General features: G+C 66.4%; 20 protein-coding genes. 14 read left to right on the plus strand and 6 right to left on the minus strand.

All coding sequences use genetic code 11. The features are described from left to right. Window positions 1–90: 90 nt before the first annotated feature. Genes lptB through L3N39_RS16855 form a run of 5 tightly spaced genes read right to left on the minus strand, consistent with a single transcriptional unit; the run spans window position 91 to window position 3,429 of the window. Complete coding sequence (gene lptB / locus L3N39_RS16835) at window positions 91–816, minus strand: LPS export ABC transporter ATP-binding protein (protein ID WP_237258574.1); 726 nt, start codon at window positions 814–816, stop codon at window positions 91–93. After that, entirely contained in the window at window positions 816–1,361 is a 546-nt protein-coding gene (lptA, locus tag L3N39_RS16840) for a lipopolysaccharide transport periplasmic protein LptA (protein WP_237258575.1), read from the minus strand. The genes lptB and lptA overlap by 1 nt, the downstream gene beginning before the upstream one ends. Next, window positions 1,348–1,920 carry an LPS export ABC transporter periplasmic protein LptC gene (gene lptC / locus L3N39_RS16845; RefSeq protein WP_237258576.1) on the minus strand — a complete coding sequence of 191 codons (573 nt, stop codon included), beginning with the start codon at window positions 1,918–1,920 and terminating at the stop codon, window positions 1,348–1,350. Before lptC ends, lptA begins: the two co-directional genes overlap by 14 nt. A gap of 10 nt (window positions 1,921–1,930) precedes the next feature. Further along, window positions 1,931–2,455, minus strand: a complete 525-nt coding sequence (gene kdsC, locus L3N39_RS16850) for a 3-deoxy-manno-octulosonate-8-phosphatase KdsC (RefSeq protein ID WP_237258577.1) — start codon at window positions 2,453–2,455, stop codon at window positions 1,931–1,933. Continuing rightward, window positions 2,455–3,429: a KpsF/GutQ family sugar-phosphate isomerase gene (locus tag L3N39_RS16855; protein ID WP_237258578.1), complete on the minus strand. Its 975-nt coding sequence runs from the start codon at window positions 3,427–3,429 to the stop codon at window positions 2,455–2,457. Before L3N39_RS16855 ends, kdsC begins: the two co-directional genes overlap by 1 nt. 256 nt (window positions 3,430–3,685) lie before the next feature. Here L3N39_RS16855 and L3N39_RS16860 point away from each other — a divergent pair, with 256 nt between their 5' ends. The 11 genes from L3N39_RS16860 to hisC all read left to right on the plus strand — a co-directional run bounded on the left by L3N39_RS16860 (window position 3,686) and on the right by hisC (window position 12,438). Continuing rightward, a complete protein-coding gene (locus L3N39_RS16860) occupies window positions 3,686–4,501 on the plus strand; it encodes an ATP-binding cassette domain-containing protein (RefSeq protein ID WP_237258579.1) in 816 nt (271 codons plus the stop codon). Next, window positions 4,494–5,291, plus strand: coding sequence for a lipid asymmetry maintenance ABC transporter permease subunit MlaE (gene mlaE / locus L3N39_RS16865; RefSeq protein WP_237258580.1), 798 nt, complete (start codon window positions 4,494–4,496; stop codon window positions 5,289–5,291). Before L3N39_RS16860 ends, mlaE begins: the two co-directional genes overlap by 8 nt. Beyond that, on the plus strand, window positions 5,291–5,749 hold the full coding sequence (gene mlaD / locus L3N39_RS16870) for an outer membrane lipid asymmetry maintenance protein MlaD (protein ID WP_237258581.1): 459 nt from the start codon (window positions 5,291–5,293) through the stop codon (window positions 5,747–5,749). The genes mlaE and mlaD overlap by 1 nt, the downstream gene beginning before the upstream one ends. Window positions 5,750–5,762: 13 nt before the next feature. Continuing rightward, entirely contained in the window at window positions 5,763–6,410 is a 648-nt protein-coding gene (locus L3N39_RS16875) for an MlaC/ttg2D family ABC transporter substrate-binding protein (RefSeq protein WP_237258582.1), read from the plus strand. Next, window positions 6,403–6,714: an STAS domain-containing protein gene (locus L3N39_RS16880; RefSeq protein WP_237258583.1), complete on the plus strand. Its 312-nt coding sequence runs from the start codon at window positions 6,403–6,405 to the stop codon at window positions 6,712–6,714. The genes L3N39_RS16875 and L3N39_RS16880 overlap by 8 nt, the downstream gene beginning before the upstream one ends. Before the next feature lie 15 nt (window positions 6,715–6,729). Beyond that, window positions 6,730–7,224 (plus strand): phosphate-starvation-inducible protein PsiE, encoded by a 495-nt coding sequence (locus L3N39_RS16885; RefSeq protein WP_237258584.1) that lies wholly within the window; start codon window positions 6,730–6,732, stop codon window positions 7,222–7,224. A 92-nt stretch (window positions 7,225–7,316) separates the two neighbouring features. Next, window positions 7,317–7,556 (plus strand): BolA family protein, encoded by a 240-nt coding sequence (locus L3N39_RS16890; protein WP_237258585.1) that lies wholly within the window; start codon window positions 7,317–7,319, stop codon window positions 7,554–7,556. A 93-nt stretch (window positions 7,557–7,649) separates the two neighbouring features. Next, window positions 7,650–8,915 carry a UDP-N-acetylglucosamine 1-carboxyvinyltransferase gene (murA, locus tag L3N39_RS16895; protein WP_237258586.1) on the plus strand — a complete coding sequence of 422 codons (1,266 nt, stop codon included), beginning with the start codon at window positions 7,650–7,652 and terminating at the stop codon, window positions 8,913–8,915. A gap of 220 nt (window positions 8,916–9,135) precedes the next feature. Next, the gene (hisG, locus tag L3N39_RS16900) at window positions 9,136–9,768 is read left to right on the plus strand and encodes an ATP phosphoribosyltransferase (RefSeq protein WP_237258587.1); all 633 of its coding nucleotides are present in this window, start codon (window positions 9,136–9,138) and stop codon (window positions 9,766–9,768) included. A 195-nt stretch (window positions 9,769–9,963) separates the two neighbouring features. Further along, window positions 9,964–11,271 (plus strand): histidinol dehydrogenase, encoded by a 1,308-nt coding sequence (gene hisD, locus L3N39_RS16905; RefSeq protein ID WP_237258588.1) that lies wholly within the window; start codon window positions 9,964–9,966, stop codon window positions 11,269–11,271. 108 nt (window positions 11,272–11,379) lie between these two features. Next, window positions 11,380–12,438 (plus strand): histidinol-phosphate transaminase, encoded by a 1,059-nt coding sequence (gene hisC / locus L3N39_RS16910; protein WP_237258589.1) that lies wholly within the window; start codon window positions 11,380–11,382, stop codon window positions 12,436–12,438. Between the two features lie 37 nt (window positions 12,439–12,475). Here the strand turns inward: hisC and algW are convergent, their stop codons facing one another. After that, a complete protein-coding gene (gene algW, locus L3N39_RS16915; protein ID WP_237258590.1) occupies window positions 12,476–13,624 on the minus strand; it encodes a Do family serine endopeptidase AlgW in 1,149 nt (382 codons plus the stop codon). Between the two features lie 139 nt (window positions 13,625–13,763). Here algW and L3N39_RS16920 point away from each other — a divergent pair, with 139 nt between their 5' ends. From L3N39_RS16920 to cysN, 3 genes are all read left to right on the plus strand, one after another. Then, entirely contained in the window at window positions 13,764–14,522 is a 759-nt protein-coding gene (locus L3N39_RS16920) for a Nif3-like dinuclear metal center hexameric protein (protein WP_237258591.1), read from the plus strand. Window positions 14,523–14,652: 130 nt separating this feature from the next. After that, window positions 14,653–15,570, plus strand: a complete 918-nt coding sequence (gene cysD / locus L3N39_RS16925) for a sulfate adenylyltransferase subunit CysD (RefSeq protein WP_237258592.1) — start codon at window positions 14,653–14,655, stop codon at window positions 15,568–15,570. Between the two features lie 12 nt (window positions 15,571–15,582). Further along, on the plus strand, window positions 15,583–17,481 hold the full coding sequence (gene cysN / locus L3N39_RS16930; protein WP_237258593.1) for a sulfate adenylyltransferase subunit CysN: 1,899 nt from the start codon (window positions 15,583–15,585) through the stop codon (window positions 17,479–17,481). Window positions 17,482–17,580: the final 99 nt, after the last annotated feature.

A 17,580-nucleotide genomic window follows, 5' to 3' on the forward strand; every position in this document is an offset into this window, starting at 1 on the left:
GCGCCGCGGGCGCCTCGGGGAAAGCAAATTATATGCCTGCCTTCGAAGCCCTTGCCTAGGCCTGATTGTCGATTTGGCTGAAAGAAACGCTCAAAGCCTGAATTCGTGGCCCAGGTAGACTTCCTTGACCAGCTGGTTGGCGAGGATGGTTTGCGCGTCACCTTCGGCGATCAGCTGGCCATCGTTCACGATGTAGGCGGTTTCGCAGATGTCGAGGGTCTCGCGCACGTTGTGATCGGTGATCAGTACGCCGATGCCCTTGTTCTTCAGGTGATGGATGATCTGCTTGATATCGCCGACCGAGATCGGGTCGACGCCGGCGAAGGGCTCGTCCAGCAGGATGAACTTCGGCGCGGTGGCCAGCGCACGGGCGATTTCCACCCGGCGGCGTTCACCGCCGGACAGGCTCATGCCCAGGCTGTCGCGAATGTGGCTGATGTGGAATTCCTGCAGCAGCGCCTCGAGTGCCTGCTGGCGGCCGGCGCGGTCGAGGTCCTTGCGGGTCTCGAGGATGGCCATGATGTTGTCGGCCACCGTCAGCTTGCGGAAGATCGAGGCCTCCTGCGGCAGGTAGCCGATGCCGGCACGCGCACGGCCATGCATCGGCAGGTGGGTGACGTCCTGCTGGTCGATCAGCACGCGGCCCTGGTCGGCACCGACCAGGCCGACGATCATGTAGAAGCAGGTGGTCTTGCCGGCGCCGTTGGGGCCGAGCAGGCCGACGATCTGCCCGCTCTCGATGGACAGGCTGACATCGCGGACCACCTGGCGGCTCTTGTAGCTCTTGGCCAGGTGCTGTGCCTTGAGAGCCGCCATTATTGGGCCTGCTCCGCGGGCTGGTCCTTCTTGCGCGGCTGGATGACCATGTCCACGCGCGGGCGCGGCGTGGTCACGTCGGCATTGGTGGCGCGGCCGGCGTTGACGATCTGGCGGCGGGTGTCGTAGACGATCTTCTCGCCTTCGAAGGTGTTGCCTTCCTGGACGACCTTCGCCTGGTCGATGAGCACGATGCGCTCGTTGGCCGCGAAGTACTGGATGGTCAGGCCGTAGGCCTTGACGATTTCCTTGTCCACCGCCGGCTTCTGCTCGTAGTAGGCCGGCTTGCCGATGGAGGTGAAGACCTCGACATCGCCGCTGTCGTTCTGGGTGATGGTCACGGTGTCGCCGGTGATCTTCATGCTGCCCTGGGTGATGACCACGTCGCCGCGATAGACCGCGACGCCCTGGCGGTCGTCCAGCTCGGCGGAGTCGGCCTGCACGCGAATCGGCTGGTCGCGATCCTCGGGAAGTGCCCAGGCGCTGCTGCCGAGCAGGAAGGCGCTCAAACCGAGCAGGAGGGGGAGAGTCTTAACGCAGCTCATGCTGGCCTCTTACGTTGGACAGCAGGAGCATCCTGCCGTCATCCAGGTACGCTTTCATTCCGGTCGCGGTGGTGACGCCGTTGGCGGCGACGATTCTAACGGCTTGGCGGGTCTCGGCGTAATCCTTCTCCGGCCAGACCGTCATGCGGCTGCTGGTCACCACGGTGGGGCGGCCCTTGGCATCGGTGCGCTCGACCACCACCTTGTCGATCAGCTCGACCTGCTCGCCGCCGGGCGAGACCTCGCCGCGCTCGCTGCTGACATGCCAGGGCAGTTCGCTGCCGCGGTAGGCCAGCAAGTCCGGGCGGGTGAGCAGGCTGGTGTCGCTGGCCTTGAGATGCTCCATCCGCTCGCTGCGCAACTCGTAGTGGCGCTTGCCGTCGGGCTGGAACTGCACGGTGCGGGCATTGACCACGTAGAAGTCCACGTCGGGCTCGGCGGTGGCCGCCTGCGGCGGCTCCTGCATGAAGCTCTCGGGGCGGATGTTCCAGTAGCCCACCGCCACCAGCAGGGCGGCGATCAACCCCAGCAGCAAGGGGAAGCGAAGCTTGCGCAGCATCGTGGTGTCCTCAGAGGTAGGCGGCCTGGGCCGCTTCGAGGTTGCCCTGGGCTTCGAGGATCAGCTCGCAGAACTCGCGAGCGGCGCCCTCGCCGCCGCGAGCGCGGGTAACTCCGTGGGCATGCTGGCGGACGAAGGCATCGGCGCTGGCTACCGCCATGCCGAGGCCGACGCGGCGAATCACCGGCAGATCCGGCAGATCGTCGCCCAGATAGGCGACCTGAGCATAGTTCAGCTCGAGTTCGGCGAGCAGTTCGTCGAGCACTACCAGCTTGTCCTCGCGGCCCTGGTAGAGGTGCTGGATGCCAAGGTTCTGCGCGCGGCGCTCGACCACCGGGGTCTTGCGCCCGCTGATGATTGCGGTGCGCACGCCGGAGTTGATCAGCATCTTGATGCCGTGGCCATCCAGGGTGTTGAAGGTCTTGAATTCGCTGCCATCGGTGAGGAAGTACAGGCGGCCGTCGGTCAGCACGCCGTCGACGTCGAAGATGGCCAGGCGCACGTTGCGCGCGCGTTCGAGCAGTTCGGTGTGCATCACAGCACCCCCGCGCGCAGCAGGTCGTGCATGTTCAGTGCGCCGACCGGGCGGTCCTGCTCGTCGACCACCACCAGGGCGTTGATCTTGTGATCCTCCATGATCTTCAGCGCCTCGGCGGCGAGCATGTCGGGTGTCGCGGTCTTGCCGTGCACGGTCATCACCTGCTCGATCCGCGCCTGCTGGAAGTCGATGCCCTTGTCCAGGGTGCGGCGCAGGTCGCCGTCGGTGAAGATGCCGGCCAGGCGGCCGTCGGGCTCCAGCACCACGGTCATGCCCAGGCCCTTCTGCGTCATCTCCAGCAGGGCATCGCGCAGCGGCGTGCCGCGCGATACGCCTGGCAGGCGCTCGCCGCTGTGCATGACATGCTCGACCTTGAGCAGCAGGCGCCGGCCCAGGGCGCCACCGGGGTGGGAGAAGGCGAAGTCCTCGGCGGTGAAGCCGCGCGCCTCGAGCAGGGCGATGGCCAGGGCATCGCCGAGCACCAGGCTGGCGGTGGTGGAGGAGGTCGGCGCCAGGTTCAGCGGGCAGGCTTCCACCGCGACGCTGGCGTCGAGGTTCACCGCCGCGGCCTTGGCCAGCACCGAGTCCGGGTTGCCGGTCATGCTGATGAGGGTGATGCCCAGGCGCTTGATCAGCGGCAGCAGGGTGACGATCTCGCTGGTGGTGCCGGAGTTGGACAGCGCCAGCACCAGGTCGTCGCGGGTGATCATGCCCATGTCGCCATGGCTGGCTTCGGCGGGGTGGACGAAGAAGGCCGCGGTGCCGGTGCTTGCCAGCGTGGCGGCGATCTTGTTGCCGATGTGGCCCGACTTGCCCATGCCGACCACCACCACGCGCCCCTTGCAGGCGAGGATCAGCTGGCAGGCGCGCTCGAAGCGCTCGTCGATGCGCTCTTTGAGCTGCTCGACCGCTTCGATTTCCATGGAGATGGTCCGCAGGGCGGTTTCGATCAGGCGGGCTGGCTTGGGCATGGTCGTAGGCGAGGGCGAATGAAAAGCCGCGGATTATACCGGGAATTGCGCCTGGGCTCATCGGAAAAGTCATGGGTGCAGAAGCCATGCCTGGCCGGCGCCAAGCTGGCCCTTGCAGCGCTCGGCTCTGGCTGGCGTGTTGGGGTGGGCTGGGGGCGGTGCTATAGTGCGCGCCGCCAAAAGGGTCAGCGCCCAACGTAACCCCGATCGATCGGGGGCCGTCTGATGCATGTCGGATGGTTCGCAAGGAGACCAGATGAGCGCCAGCAACGCCTACGCCGTGGAATTGAAGGGGGTGACCTTCACGCGCGGCGAAAGGGCCATTTTCGATAACGTCGACATCGCCATCCCGCGCGGCAAGGTCACGGCCATCATGGGGCCGTCCGGCTGCGGCAAGACCACCCTGCTGCGGCTGGTGGCCGCGCAACTGATGCCCACGGCCGGCGAGGTCTGGGTCGCCGGGCAGAACCTGCCTTCGCTGTCGCGCTCCGAGCTGTTCGACATGCGCAAGCAGATGGGCGTGCTGTTCCAGAGCGGCGCCCTGTTCACCGATCTGGACGTGTTCGAGAACGTCGCCTTCCCGCTGCGCGTGCACACCCGCCTGCCGGAGGAGATGATTCGCGACATCGTGCTGATGAAGCTGCAGGCCGTCGGCCTGCGCGGCGCCGTCGAGCTGATGCCCGACGAGCTGTCCGGCGGCATGAAGCGCCGGGTCGCGCTGGCCCGCGCCATCGCCCTGGACCCGCAGATCCTCATGTACGACGAGCCGTTCGCCGGCCAGGACCCGATCGCCATGGGCGTGCTGGTGCGCCTGATCCGCCTGCTCAACGATGCGCTGGGCATCACCAGCATCGTCGTCTCCCACGACCTGGCCGAGACCGCGAGCATCGCCGACTACATCTATGTCATCGGCGACGGGCAGGTGCTCGGCCACGGCGTGCCGGGCGAGCTGATGGAATCGGACAACCCGCGCATCCGCCAGTTCATGCAGGGCGCGGCTGACGGTCCGGTGCCGTTCCATTTCCCCGCCCCGGCCTATGTCGACGATCTGCTGGGAGGTGCCGATGCGTAAGCGTTCGATCACCGAGCGGATCCGCCTGCTCGGCCGCGCCGGCCTCGATGTGGTGGCCGCGCTGGGTCGCTCGACCCTGTTCCTCGTGCATGCCCTGTTCGGGCGCAGTGAGTTGCGCAACGGCTTCAACCTGCTGGTCCGCCAGCTGTACTTCGTCGGCGTGCTGTCGCTGGCGATCGTCGTGGTGTCCGGCATCTTCATCGGCATGGTGCTGGCGCTGCAGGGCTACAACATCCTCACCAACTACGGTTCGGAGCAGGCGGTGGGGCAGATGATCGCCCTGACTCTGCTGCGTGAGCTCGGGCCGGTGGTCACCGCGCTGCTGTTCGCCGGTCGCGCCGGCTCGGCGCTGACCGCCGAGATCGGCAACATGAAGTCCACCGAGCAGCTCTCCAGCCTGGAGATGATCGGCGTCGACCCGCTCAAGTACATCATCGCGCCGCGACTGTGGGCCGGCTTCATTTCGTTGCCGCTGCTGACGCTGATCTTCAACGTCGTCGGGATCTGGGGCGGTGCGATGGTCGCCGTCGACTGGCTGGGCGTCTATGAAGGCTCGTTCTGGGCGAACATGCAGAACAGCGTCGATTTCCATTCCGATGTGTTCAACGGGATCGTCAAGAGCCTGGTGTTCGCCCTGGTGGTGACCTGGATCGCGGTGTTCCAGGGCTACGACTGCGAGCCGACCTCCGAGGGCATCAGCCGCGCTACCACGCGCACCGTCGTCTACGCCTCGCTGGCCGTCCTCGGGCTGGATTTCATTCTGACCGCATTGATGTTTGGAGATTTCTGATGCGTATCCGCACACTGGAAATGGGTGTCGGGCTGTTCCTGCTCGGCGGTCTGCTGGCGCTGTTGCTGCTGTCGCTGCGGGTCAGCGGGCTGAGCGTGAGCAACGCCGATACCTACAAGCTGTACGCCTACTTCGACAATATCGCCGGGCTGACGGTGCGTTCTAAGGTGACCATGGCCGGCGTGACGATCGGCAAGGTCACGGCGATCGACCTGGACCGCGACACCTACACTGGTCGGGTGACGCTGGAGATCCAGAACGATGTGAACATCCTGCCGGTCGACTCCACTGCATCGATCCTCACGGCAGGCCTGCTTGGCGAGAAGTACATCGGGATCAGCGTGGGGGGCGAGGAGGAGGTGCTCGGCAACGGCGATACCATCCGCGATACCCAGTCGTCGCTGGTGCTCGAGGACCTGATCGGCAAGTTCCTGCTCAATTCGGTAAACAAGGAATAAAGGAGTGCGCGCCATGTTGAGACTTCTGTGTCGCGGGTTGCTGGTGCTGCTGGCCGTCCTGCCGCTGGTCGGTCAGGCGGCCGCCAGCCCCCACCAGGTCATCCAGCAGACCACCGACAAGCTGCTGGCCGACCTGCAGGCCAACAAGGAGCGCTATCGCAGCGATCCCTCGGCCTTCTACGATGCGCTGAACGACATCCTCGGCCCGGTGGTCGATGCCGAGGGCATCTCGCGCAGCATCATGACCGTCAAGTATGCCCGCAGCGCCACTCCGGAGCAGATGAGCCGCTTCCAGGAGAACTTCAAGCGCAGCCTCATGCAGTTCTATGGCAACGCCCTGCTGGAGTACAACAACCAGCAAATCCGCGTACTGCCGCCCTCCGGCAAGCAGGACGACAAGCGTGCCAGCGTCGGCATGGAGGTCGTCGGTCGCCAGGGCGAGATCTACCCGGTGTCCTACACCATGGTGAACCAGGGCGAGTGGCGGGTGCGCAACGTGATCATCAACGGCATCAACATCGGCAAGCTGTTCCGTGACCAGTTCGCCGACTCGATGCAGAAGAACGGCGGCGACCTGGACAGGACCATCGACGGCTGGGCCGAGGTGGTCGCGCGCGCCAAGGACACGCCCGCCGGGCAGCAGGCGGCCGGTGATGAGTGAAGCGCGGATCGAGCAGGGCGCGGCCGGCGAGCTGCGTCTGGTCGGCGTGCTCGACCATCGCAGCGGCCCTGGCTTGCGCGAGAGCGGCCGGGCGCTGATCGGTGCAGGTGCCGGCGAGCTGCTGGTCGACTGCTCGGGCGTGGAGAAATCCACCAGCGTGGGCTTGTCGCTGCTGCTGTCGTTCATGCGCGATGCCCGGGCGCGCGGTCGCACGCTGCGCGTGGCCGGGTTGCCGGAAGACATGGCGAAGATCGCCAGGGTCTCCGGGCTGGAAGACATTCTGCCGCTCGCCGAGCGGGACTGAGCGAAGGGACGGGCGATGAAGCTGAACTGGGCCGAACGGATGCGCGAACGTCTGCACCTGCTTGCCGAGGCGCTGGGCAACCTGCTGGTCGAGGCGTTCCACTACCTGGCGCTGTTCGCCATCGGCGCGGCCACCGCCTGGGCGGCGCTGATGGCCTTCCTCGAGATGGTCGCCAAGGGCAGCGCGTCGGTCGACGACATCCTGCTGCTGTTCATCTATCTCGAGCTCGGCGCGATGGTGGGGATCTACTTCAAGACCAACCACATGCCGGTTCGCTTCCTCATCTACGTGGCGATCACGGCGCTGACCCGCCTGCTGATCTCCGATGTCTCCCATCATCACCGGCCGGATATGGGCGTGGTCTATGTGTCCGGCGCGATCCTGCTGCTCGCCCTGGCGGTGCTGGTGGTGCGCTACGCCTCGTCGCGCTTCCCGGCGCCGCAGCCCGATGGCGCCCGGCAGGCGCAGCGACCGTCGCTGCAGGCGGGGCAGGGCGACGCGGTCGACTGATCGGCTGCCCGGCCGCCGGGCGGGGTTCGCAGCTCCGGGGGTTTTTTGTATGATGGCCGGCCCGTGCGCCTTCGCGCCGATCGAGGTTGAACATGCAGGCCCTAGAAGTGAAGAATTTCCTGGAAGCGAAGCTTCCGGGAGCCCAGGTGGAAGTCGAAGGCGAAGGCTGCAACTTCCAGCTGAACGTCATCAGCGATGAGCTGGCCGCGCTCGGTCCGGTCAAGCGTCAGCAACAGATCTACGCGCATCTCAATCCCTGGATCGCCGACGGCAGCATCCATGCCGTCACCATGAAGTTCTTCAGTCGCACCGACTGGGCTGCCCGCGCCTGAGTGCGGCGGCAACCGAACAGCTAGCTTCGGCGCTCCGCGAGCAGCGGTGGCGCCTTTCGACGGGGTCTCAAGCCTGCGGGCTACGGAATATCGATGGATAAACTGATCATTACCGGCGGCGTGCGTCTCGACGGCGAAATCCGCATTTCCGGGGCGAAGAACTCCGCCTTGCCGATCCTTGCCGCGACCCTGCTGGCCGATACGCCGGTGACCGTGTGCAACCTGCCGCACCTGCACGACATCACTACCATGATCGAGCTGTTCGGCCGCATGGGCGTGCAGCCGGTCATCGACGAGAAGCTCTCCGTCGAGGTCGATGCCAGCAGCATCAAGACCCTGGTCGCGCCCTACGAGCTGGTCAAGACCATGCGCGCCTCGATCCTCGTGCTCGGTCCGATGGTCGCGCGCTTCGGCGAGGCTGAGGTGGCGCTGCCCGGCGGCTGCGCCATCGGCTCCCGCCCGGTGGATCTGCACATCCGCGGCCTCGAGGCGATGGGCGCGAAGATCGAGGTCGAGGGCGGCTATATCAAGGCCAAGGCGCCGGCCGGCGGGCTGCAGGGCGCGCGCTTCCTGTTCGATACGGTCAGCGTGACCGGCACCGAGAACATCATGATGGCCGCCGCGCTGGCCAACGGCCGCAGCGTGCTGGAAAACGCCGCACGCGAGCCGGAGGTGGTCGACCTGGCCAACTTCCTCAACGCCATGGGCGCCAAGGTGTCCGGCGCTGGCACCGACACCATCGTCATCGATGGCGTCAAGCGCCTGGGCGGCGGGCGCTACAGCGTGATGCCCGACCGCATCGAGACCGGCACCTACCTGGTCGCCGCCGCCGCCACCGGCGGGCGCGTGCGCCTGAAGGATACCGACGCGACGCTGCTCGAGGCCGTGCTGCACAAGCTGGTCGAGGCCGGTGCCCACATCGACACCGGTAGCAACTGGATCGAGCTGGACATGAAGGGCAAGCGGCCGAAGGCGGTCAACGTGCGCACCGCGCCGTACCCGGCCTTCCCCACCGACATGCAGGCGCAGTTCATCGCCCTCAATGCCATTGCCGAGGGTACCGGCACGGTGATCGAGACGGTGTTCGAGAACCGCTTCATGCACGTCTACGAGATGAACCGCATGGGCGCGCAGATCCTGGTCGAAGGCAACACCGCCATCGTTACCGGGGTCGAGCGGCTCAAGGGCGCTCCGGTCATGGCGACCGACCTGCGTGCCTCGGCCAGCCTGGTGATCGCCGGCCTGGTGGCCGAAGGCGACACGCTGATCGACCGCATCTACCACATCGACCGTGGCTACGAGTGCATCGAAGAGAAGCTGCAGCTGCTGGGGGCGAAGATTCGCCGCGTTCCCGGTTGATAGCGATCTGCTGCGTTAAAAACAGGCTCGGAATGCTCATTTACAGCTAGTAAACTCCGCGTCCTCGCCTGTTTGACTCGCTGACGCTCGCTCTTCGGGCCAGCCTTTGGCTGTTACTCTCGTTGGTCGTTGCGCCTTGCATGACGCTAGCTCGCGAGATCGCACTTGGTCATGTGGTCGCCCTTCGAGGCTGGCCGTTGCCATTCAAGGAAAACGCTCCATGCTCACCATCGCCCTGTCCAAAGGCCGCATCCTCGACGATACCCTGCCGCTGCTGGCCGAGGCAGGCATCGTACCGACCGAGAATCCGGACAAGAGCCGCAAGCTGATCATCCCGACCACCCAGGATGACGTGCGCCTGCTGATCGTGCGTGCCACCGACGTACCGACCTACGTCGAGCACGGCGCCGCGGACCTCGGCGTGGCCGGCAAGGACGTGCTCATGGAGTACGGCGGCCAGGGCTTGTACGAGCCGCTGGACCTGAAGATCGCCAACTGCAAGCTGATGACCGCCGGGCGGATCGGCGCGCCCGAGCCCAAGGGGCGGCTGCGCGTCGCCACCAAGTTCGTCAACGTCGCCAAGCGCTACTACGCCCAGCAGGGGCGCCAGGTCGAGATCATCAAGCTCTACGGCTCGATGGAGCTGGCGCCGCTGGTCGGCCTGGCCGACAAGATCATCGATGTGGTGGACACCGGCAACACGCTGCGCGCCAACGGCCTGGAACCGCAGGAGCTCATCGCCACCATCAGTTCGCGCCTGGTGGTCAACAAGGCCTCGATGAAGATGCAGCATGCGCGCATCCAGGCACTGATCGAGGCCCTGCAGGCCGCCGTCGGGCGACACCACGCCTAACGTCTTACGCCGCATTCGGCTATCCGACCCATAGCCGAAAAGCGCGGGCGCCGTCCGGGCCTCCTTGGTACTCTAGGCGTCCTGCAGGGTCGGCCCGCAAGCTGCGGCGTCCGGCCGCCAGGTCGCTGTCCCTGGCGGCTCATTCCGACCGAAGACTCCAAGCCGTTTCATTGCTAGCCAACCGCGAGGCCCGTCATGACCGCTTCCCCCGCTGTGCGTCGACTCAACGCTGCCGATCCCGACTTTGCCCGGCAGATGGACCATCTGCTGAGCTGGGAAAGCGTATCCGACGACGCGGTGAACGGGCGTGTACTGGAGATCATCCAGGCCGTGCGCGAGCGCGGCGATGCGGCGCTGGTCGAGTTCACCCGTCGCTTCGACAACCTCGAGGTGGCCGCCATGGCCGACCTCATCCTGCCGCGCGAGCGCCTCGAGCTGGCCCTCGAGCGCATTTCCGCCGAGCAGCGCAGCGCGCTGGAGGCCGCGGCCGAGCGCGTGCGCAGCTACCACGAGCGGCAGAAACAGGACTCCTGGACCTATACCGAGGCTGATGGCACCGTGCTCGGGCAGAAGGTCACCCCGCTGGATCGCGCCGGCCTCTACGTGCCGGGCGGCAAGGCCGCCTATCCTTCGTCGGTGCTGATGAACGCGATTCCGGCCAAGGTCGCCGGCGTGCCCGAGGTGGTCATGGTCGTGCCGACGCCGCGCGGCGAGGTCAACGAGCTGGTGCTCGCGGCCGCGGCCATCGCCGGTGTCGACCGGGTGTTCTGCATCGGCGGCGCCCAGGCGGTGGCGGCGCTGGCCTACGGCACCGAGAGCGTGCCGCCGGTGGACAAGATCGTCGGTCCCGGCAACATCTACGTGGCCACCGCCAAGCGCCATGTGTTCGGCAAGGTCGGCATCGACATGATCGCCGGCCCGTCGGAGATCCTCGTGGTCTGCGATGGCAAGACCGATCCGGACTGGATCGCCATGGACCTGTTTTCCCAGGCCGAGCACGACGAGGATGCGCAGTCGATCCTGGTCAGCCCGGATGCGGACTTCCTCGAGCGTGTCGCCGAGAGCATCGCGCGCCTGCTGCCGACCCTGGAGCGCGCGGAAATCGCGCGCACCTCGCTGGCCGGGCGCGGGGCGCTGATCCAGGTGGCCGACATGGACCAGGCCATCGAGGTCGCCAACCGCATCGCGCCCGAGCACCTCGAGCTGTCGGTGGAAGATCCACAGCAGTACCTGCCGCAGATCCGTCACGCCGGGGCCATCTTCATGGGCCGCTATACCGCCGAGGCGCTGGGCGACTACTGCGCAGGCCCCAACCACGTGCTGCCGACCTCCGGGACCGCGCGCTTTTCCTCGCCGCTGGGCGTGTACGACTTCCAGAAGCGCTCGTCGATCATCCACTGCTCGGCCAACGGCGCGTCGCAGCTGGGCCGGATCGCCTCGGTGCTGGCGCGGGGCGAATCGCTGACCGCCCACGCACGCAGCGCCGAGTACCGGATCAAGTAAGCCGTAGGGTGGAAAACGGCCGCAGGCCTTTTCCACCCGGGCGTCACCTGGTGGAGAACGCTGCGCGGTTTCCACCCCTGCGCAAACCAAATTCGAGGAGAGAAGGGCATGAGCAAGTTCTGGAGCCCCTTCGTCAAGGACCTGGTGCCCTACGTGCCGGGCGAGCAGCCGAAGCTGAGCCGGCTGGTCAAGCTCAATACCAACGAGAACCCCTATGGTCCGTCGCCGCGGGCCATCGAGGCGATGCAGGCGGCCATCGGCGACGAGCTGCGCCTGTATCCCGATCCCAACGGCGAGCGCTTGAAGCAGGCGGTGGCCGACTATTACGGCGTCAGTGCGGCCCAGGTATTCGTCGGCAACGGCTCTGACGAGGTGCTGGCGCATGCCTTCCACGGGCTGTTCCAGCACGGCCGCCCGCTGCTGTTCCCCGACGTGACCTACAGCTTCTACCCCGTTTACTGCGGCCTGTACGGCATTGACTACCAAACCGTTGCGCTGGACGAGCAGTTCCAGATCGAGGTGGACGACTACCGCCGGCCGAACGGCGGGATCATCTTCCCCAATCCGAACGCGCCGACCGGCCGTCTGCTGCCGCTCGAGGCCATCGAGCGCCTGCTTGCCGCCAATCCGGACTCGGTGGTGCTGGTGGATGAGGCCTACGTCGACTTCGGCGGCCAGAGCGCCATTGCGCTGGTCGATCGCTATCCGAATCTGCTGGTCACCCAGACGCTGTCCAAGTCGCGCTCGCTGGCGGGGCTGCGGGTCGGCCTGGCAGTGGGGCATCCGGAGCTGATCGAGGCGCTGGAGCGGATCAAGAACAGCTTCAACTCCTACCCGCTGGACCGCATCGCCCTGGCCGGCGCGGCGGCGGCATTCGAGGATCGCGCCTATTTCGAGCAGACCTGCCGGCGCGTCATCGACAGCCGCGAGGCGCTGGTCGCCAGCCTGGCTGCGCTGGGCTTCGAGGTGCTGCCGTCGGCCGCCAACTTCGTCTTCGCCCGGCATGCCGCGCACGACGCCGCGCAGCTGGCCGCGCGCCTGCGCGAACAGGGCGTGATCGTGCGGCACTTCCGCCAGCCGCGCATCGAGCAGTTCCTGCGCATCACCATCGGCGCGCCCGAGCAGAACCAGGCGTTGCTTGACGCTTTGGGTGCGGCGCTGGCCTGAGGTGCCAGCGGCCCGCCATCGCGGCGGGCCTGTGGCGTCACTCGGCGGTCGGTGCGGGCGGCGGGCGCATGCCGACCTCGGCGGTCAGCGTCAGCGGCTTGCCGTTGCGCAGGATGTCGATATCGATCTTGTCACCGGGGCGCGTGCGTGCCACCTGGTTCATCGACGAGCGCCCGTCGCTGGCCTGCTCGCCGGCGATGCTGAGGATCAGGTCGCCCGGCTGCAACCCGGCGCGTTCGGCCGGGCCGTCGCGATAGACACCGGCGACGACGATGCCCGGGCGCCCGCTCTGGCCAAAGGATTCGGCCAGCTCCTGGGTCAGCGACTGCACCTCGACGCCCAGCCAGCCGCGGATCACCTGGCCGTGGTCGATGATCGACTTCATCACCTCCAGCGCCAGCTTCACCGGGATGGCGAAACCGATGCCCTGCGAACCGCCGGACTCGGAAATGATCGCCGTGTTGATGCCGATCAGGTTGCCCTGGGCGTCGATCAGCGCGCCGCCGGAGTTGCCGCGGTTGATCGCCGCATCGGTCTGGATGAAGTCCTCGTAGGTGTTCAGGCCCAGCTGGTTGCGGCCGGTGGCGCTGATGATGCCCATGGTCACGGTCTGGCCGACGCCGAAGGGGTTGCCGATGGCGAGGGTGACGTCGCCGATGCGGATGCTGTCCGAATGGCCGACGCTGATCACCGGCAGTTCAGGCAGGTCGATCTTGAGGACCGCGAGGTCGGTTTCCGGGTCGCTGCCGATCAGCCGGGCCAGCGTCTCGCGGCCGTCGCGCAGGGCCACGACGATCTGGTCGGCGTTGGCGGTGACATGGTTGTTGGTCAGCAGGTAGCCCTCCGGGCTCATGATTACCGCCGAGCCCAGGCTCGACTCCATGCGCCGCTGGCGTGGCAGGCTGTCGCCGAAGAAGCGCTGGTAGACCGGATCCTTGGCCAGCGGCTGCTGCTTGGCCTTGTCGACCAGCTTGGTGGTATAGAGGTTGGCCACCGCCGGCGCGGCACCGCTCACCGCTGCCGCGTAGGAGTTGGGCCCCGGGGCGGGAGCGGGGAGGACCGGGCGTTGCAGGGTGAAGCTCTCCGTGCTGCGCCCGACCAGGGCCGGGTAGCGTTCGATGATCAACAGGGCGACCAGTACGCCGGCCAGCAGTGGCCAGCCGTAGAAACGCAGGGCATTGAGCATCAGGAGGGTCCGGACAGGTTGCGGGCGCAGAGGGCGCCCCTTAAGGTGGCCGCATTATACGAAGCTCTCCGTGAAATGCAGCTATGCGCACGCCGCCAGCACGCGCCGTGCGCATAGCGCCGCTCCTGTCGAGGTACCCATGACCGTTTCCCTGCAAGCGCTGGTCGCCGAATGCGACCGCTACCTGAATGCGGCGCGTATCGCCGATTACTGCCCCAACGGCTTGCAGGTCGAGGGACGGGCGCAGGTCCGGCGCATCGTCAGCGGGGTCACGGCCAGCCAGGCCCTGCTGGATGCGGCCGTGCAGGCGCAGGCCGACGCGGTGCTGGTGCACCATGGTTATTTCTGGAAGAACGAGGATGCGCGGGTGGTCGGCATGAAGCAGCGGCGCCTGCGTACCCTGCTGGCCAACGACATCAGCCTGTTGGCCTATCACCTGCCGCTGGACCTGCACCCCGAGGTCGGCAACAACGTGCGCCTCGGCCAGGTGCTCGGCCTACCGATCGAGGGGCCGCTGGACCCGGACGACCCGCGCTCGATCGTGCTCCACGGGCGGTTGGCCGAGCCGCTGTCGCCCGCCGTGTTCAAGCAGCGCATCCACAAGGCGCTTGGCCGCGAGCCGTTGATGGTCGACGCCGAGCGGCCGATCCGGCGCGTCGCCTGGTGCACCGGCGGTGCCCAGGGCTATATCGAGCAGGCGGTCGCCGCCGGGGTCGACGCCTACCTCACCGGCGAGGTCTCGGAGCAGACGGTGCATGTCGCCCGCGAGAACGGCCTGAGTTTCTTCGCCGCCGGGCACCACGCCACCGAGCGTTATGGCGTGCAGGCGCTGGGCGATTACCTGGCCCGTCGCTTCGGCGTCGAACACCTGTTCGTCGATTGCGACAACCCCGTCTGAGCGCTGCCGGGACAGGCATAAAACTATAACGTTAAGGTCTAAGTGCGGGCTCTGATAGAGCTTTACCTCGTGATAGAGTGGCCGCGTCCAAACGGCCGCCCGGCCGTCCAATTGCCCTTCGTGAGTAGCCATGGTCGACAAACTGACGCATCTGAAACAGCTCGAGGCCGAGAGCATCCACATCATTCGCGAGGTCGCCGCCGAGTTCGACAATCCGGTCATGCTCTATTCGATCGGCAAGGACTCGGCCGTGATGCTGCACCTGGCGCGCAAGGCCTTTTTCCCCGGCAAGCTGCCGTTCCCGGTGCTGCACGTCGACACGCGCTGGAAGTTCCAGGAGATGTACCGCTTCCGCGAGAAGATGGTCAGCGAATACGGCCTGGATCTGCTCACCCACATCAACCCCGAGGGTGTGGCCCAGGACATGAACCCCTTCACCTACGGCAGTGCCAAGCACACCGACGTGATGAAGACCGAGGGCCTCAAGCAGGCGCTGGACAAGTACGGCTTCGACGCCGCCTTCGGTGGCGCGCGCCGTGACGAGGAAAAATCCCGTGCCAAGGAGCGCGTCTACTCGTTCCGTGACAGCAAGCACCGCTGGGACCCGAAGAACCAGCGCCCCGAGCTGTGGAACGTCTACAACGGCAAGGTCAAGAAGGGCGAGTCGATCCGCGTGTTCCCGCTGTCCAACTGGACCGAGCTGGATATCTGGCAATACATCTACCTGGAGCAGATCCCGATCGTGCCGCTGTACTTCGCCGCCGAGCGCGAGGTGGTCGAGCTCAACGGTGCCCTGGTGATGATCGACGACGAGCGCATCCTCGAGCACCTGACGCCCGAGCAGAAGGCGGGCATCCAGAAGAAGATGGTGCGCTTTCGCACCCTCGGCTGCTACCCGCTGACCGGCGCCGTGGAGTCCACCGCCACCACCCTGCCGGAAATCATCCAGGAGATGCTCCTGACCCGCACTTCCGAACGCCAGGGCCGCGTGATCGACCACGATCAGGCCGGTTCGATGGAAGAAAAGAAACGTCAGGGCTACTTCTAAGGACTGCGCATCATGAGTCATCAATCCGATCTGATCAGCCAGGACATCCTCGCCTACCTGGCCCAGCATGAACGCAAGGAACTGTTGCGCTTCCTCACCTGCGGCAACGTCGACGACGGCAAGAGCACCCTGATCGGGCGCCTGCTGCACGACTCCAAGATGATCTACGAGGATCACCTGGAAGCCATCACCCGCGACTCGAAGAAGGTCGGCACCACCGGCGACGAGGTCGACCTGGCACTGCTGGTCGACGGCCTGCAGGCCGAACGCGAGCAGGGCATCACCATCGATGTGGCCTATCGCTACTTCTCCACCGCCAAGCGCAAGTTCATCATCGCCGACACCCCGGGCCACGAGCAGTACACCCGCAACATGGCGACCGGTGCGTCCACCTGCGACCTGGCGATCATCCTGGTCGATGCCCGCTACGGCGTGCAGACCCAGACCCGCCGGCACAGCTACATCGCCGCGCTGCTGGGCATCAAGCACATCGTCGTGGCCGTCAACAAGATGGACCTGATGGAGTTCGACCAGGCCGTGTTCGAGCGCATCAAGGCCGACTACCTGGCGTTCGCCGAGCGCATCGAGCTCAAGCCGTCGTCGCTGCACTTCGTGCCGATGTCGGCGCTCAAGGGCGACAACGTGGTCAATCGCAGCGAGCGCGCGCCCTGGTACGAGGGGCAGTCGCTGATGGAAATCCTCGAGAGCGTGGAAATCGCCGGCGACCGCAATTTCGACGACCTGCGCTTCCCGGTGCAGTACGTCAACCGCCCCAATCTGAATTTCCGCGGCTTCGCCGGCACCCTGGCCAGCGGCATCGTGCGCAAGGGCGACGAAGTCGCCGTGCTGCCCTCGGGCAAGACCAGCCGGGTGAAATCCATCGTCACCTTCGACGGCGAGCTGGAGCAGGCGACCCCGGGCGAGGCCATCACCCTGACCCTGGAAGACGAGATCGACGTCTCGCGCGGCGACATGCTGGTACATGCCGACAGCCGTCCGCGGGTCGCCGACAGCTTCGAGGCGATGCTGGTGTGGATGGGCGAGGAGCCGATGCTGCCGGGCAAGAAGTACGACATCAAGCGCGCCACCAGCTACGTGCCGGGCTCGATCGCCAGCATCACCCACAAGGTGGATGTGAACACCCTGGAGAAGGGGGCGGCGAGCAGCCTGCAGCTCAACGAGATCGGCAAGGTCAAGCTGAGCCTGGACGCGCCGATCGCCTTGGACGGCTACGCGCAGAACCGCACCACCGGCGCGTTCATCGTCATCGACCGGCTCACCAACGGCACCGTCGGCGCGGGCATGATCATCGCCGAGCCGGTGGCCCACGGCACCGGCGGCCATCATGGTGCGCTGGCGCACGTGTCGACCGAGGAGCGCGCGGCGCGCTTCGGCCAGCAGCCGGCGACCGTGCTGTTCACCGGCCTGTCCGGCGCCGGCAAGAGCACCCTGGCCTACGCGGTGGAGCGCAAGCTGTTCGACATGGGCCGCGCGGTCTATGTGCTCGACGGCCAGAACCTGCGCCACGACCTGAACAAGGGCCTGCCGCAGGACCGCGCCGGGCGCACCGAGAACTGGCGCCGCGCCGCGCACGTGGCCAAGCAGTTCAACGAGGCTGGCCTGCTCACCCTGGCGGCTTTTGTTGCCCCGGATGCCGAAGGTCGCGAGCAGGCCAGGGCGCTGATCGGCAGCGAGCGCTTCATCACCGTCTACGTCCAGGCCTCCCCGCAGGCCTGCCGGCAGCGTGACCCGCAGGGGTTGTACGCGGCGGGCGGCGACAATATTCCGGGCGAGTCCTTCCCCTACGATGTGCCGCTGGATGCGGATCTGGTGGTCGATACGGAGCTGGGCTCGGTCGAGGAGGGCGCCAAGCAGATCATGGAATTGCTGCGGGGGCGCGGAGTGATCTGAGTCCTGTTGAGTTGGTGGCCAGAACGCCCTGTCACTGAAGGGCGTTTGGTTTACAGCGAGGAAGGGGATGCTCGGCAGCGCAAGCTCGCGCTAACAGGC

Source organism: Pseudomonas oligotrophica (genome assembly GCF_021726475.1).
Classification (GTDB): Bacteria; Pseudomonadota; Gammaproteobacteria; order Pseudomonadales; family Pseudomonadaceae; genus Stutzerimonas; species Stutzerimonas oligotrophica.

Excerpts from the sequence above, each read along its gene's own strand:
- cysN (WP_237258593.1), top strand. The coding sequence starts at position 15,583 with ATGAGTCATCAATCCGATCTGATCAGCCAGGACATCCTCGCCTACCTG.
- mlaD (WP_237258581.1), top strand. The coding sequence starts at position 5,291 with ATGCGTATCCGCACACTGGAAATGGGTGTCGGGCTGTTCCTGCTCGGC.
- lptC (WP_237258576.1), bottom strand. The coding sequence starts at position 1,920 with ATGCTGCGCAAGCTTCGCTTCCCCTTGCTGCTGGGGTTGATCGCCGCC.
- hisG (WP_237258587.1), top strand. The coding sequence starts at position 9,136 with ATGCTCACCATCGCCCTGTCCAAAGGCCGCATCCTCGACGATACCCTG.
- L3N39_RS16890 (WP_237258585.1), top strand. The coding sequence starts at position 7,317 with ATGCAGGCCCTAGAAGTGAAGAATTTCCTGGAAGCGAAGCTTCCGGGA.
- mlaE (WP_237258580.1), top strand. The coding sequence starts at position 4,494 with ATGCGTAAGCGTTCGATCACCGAGCGGATCCGCCTGCTCGGCCGCGCC.
- kdsC (WP_237258577.1), bottom strand. The coding sequence starts at position 2,455 with ATGCACACCGAACTGCTCGAACGCGCGCGCAACGTGCGCCTGGCCATC.
- hisC (WP_237258589.1), top strand. The coding sequence starts at position 11,380 with ATGAGCAAGTTCTGGAGCCCCTTCGTCAAGGACCTGGTGCCCTACGTG.
- algW (WP_237258590.1), bottom strand. The coding sequence starts at position 13,624 with ATGCTCAATGCCCTGCGTTTCTACGGCTGGCCACTGCTGGCCGGCGTA.
- murA (WP_237258586.1), top strand. The coding sequence starts at position 7,650 with ATGGATAAACTGATCATTACCGGCGGCGTGCGTCTCGACGGCGAAATC.
- L3N39_RS16920 (WP_237258591.1), top strand. The coding sequence starts at position 13,764 with ATGACCGTTTCCCTGCAAGCGCTGGTCGCCGAATGCGACCGCTACCTG.
- hisD (WP_237258588.1), top strand. The coding sequence starts at position 9,964 with ATGACCGCTTCCCCCGCTGTGCGTCGACTCAACGCTGCCGATCCCGAC.
- L3N39_RS16885 (WP_237258584.1), top strand. The coding sequence starts at position 6,730 with ATGAAGCTGAACTGGGCCGAACGGATGCGCGAACGTCTGCACCTGCTT.
- cysD (WP_237258592.1), top strand. The coding sequence starts at position 14,653 with ATGGTCGACAAACTGACGCATCTGAAACAGCTCGAGGCCGAGAGCATC.
- lptB (WP_237258574.1), bottom strand. The coding sequence starts at position 816 with ATGGCGGCTCTCAAGGCACAGCACCTGGCCAAGAGCTACAAGAGCCGC.
- lptA (WP_237258575.1), bottom strand. The coding sequence starts at position 1,361 with ATGAGCTGCGTTAAGACTCTCCCCCTCCTGCTCGGTTTGAGCGCCTTC.
- L3N39_RS16860 (WP_237258579.1), top strand. The coding sequence starts at position 3,686 with ATGAGCGCCAGCAACGCCTACGCCGTGGAATTGAAGGGGGTGACCTTC.
- L3N39_RS16855 (WP_237258578.1), bottom strand. The coding sequence starts at position 3,429 with ATGCCCAAGCCAGCCCGCCTGATCGAAACCGCCCTGCGGACCATCTCC.
- L3N39_RS16880 (WP_237258583.1), top strand. The coding sequence starts at position 6,403 with ATGAGTGAAGCGCGGATCGAGCAGGGCGCGGCCGGCGAGCTGCGTCTG.
- L3N39_RS16875 (WP_237258582.1), top strand. The coding sequence starts at position 5,763 with ATGTTGAGACTTCTGTGTCGCGGGTTGCTGGTGCTGCTGGCCGTCCTG.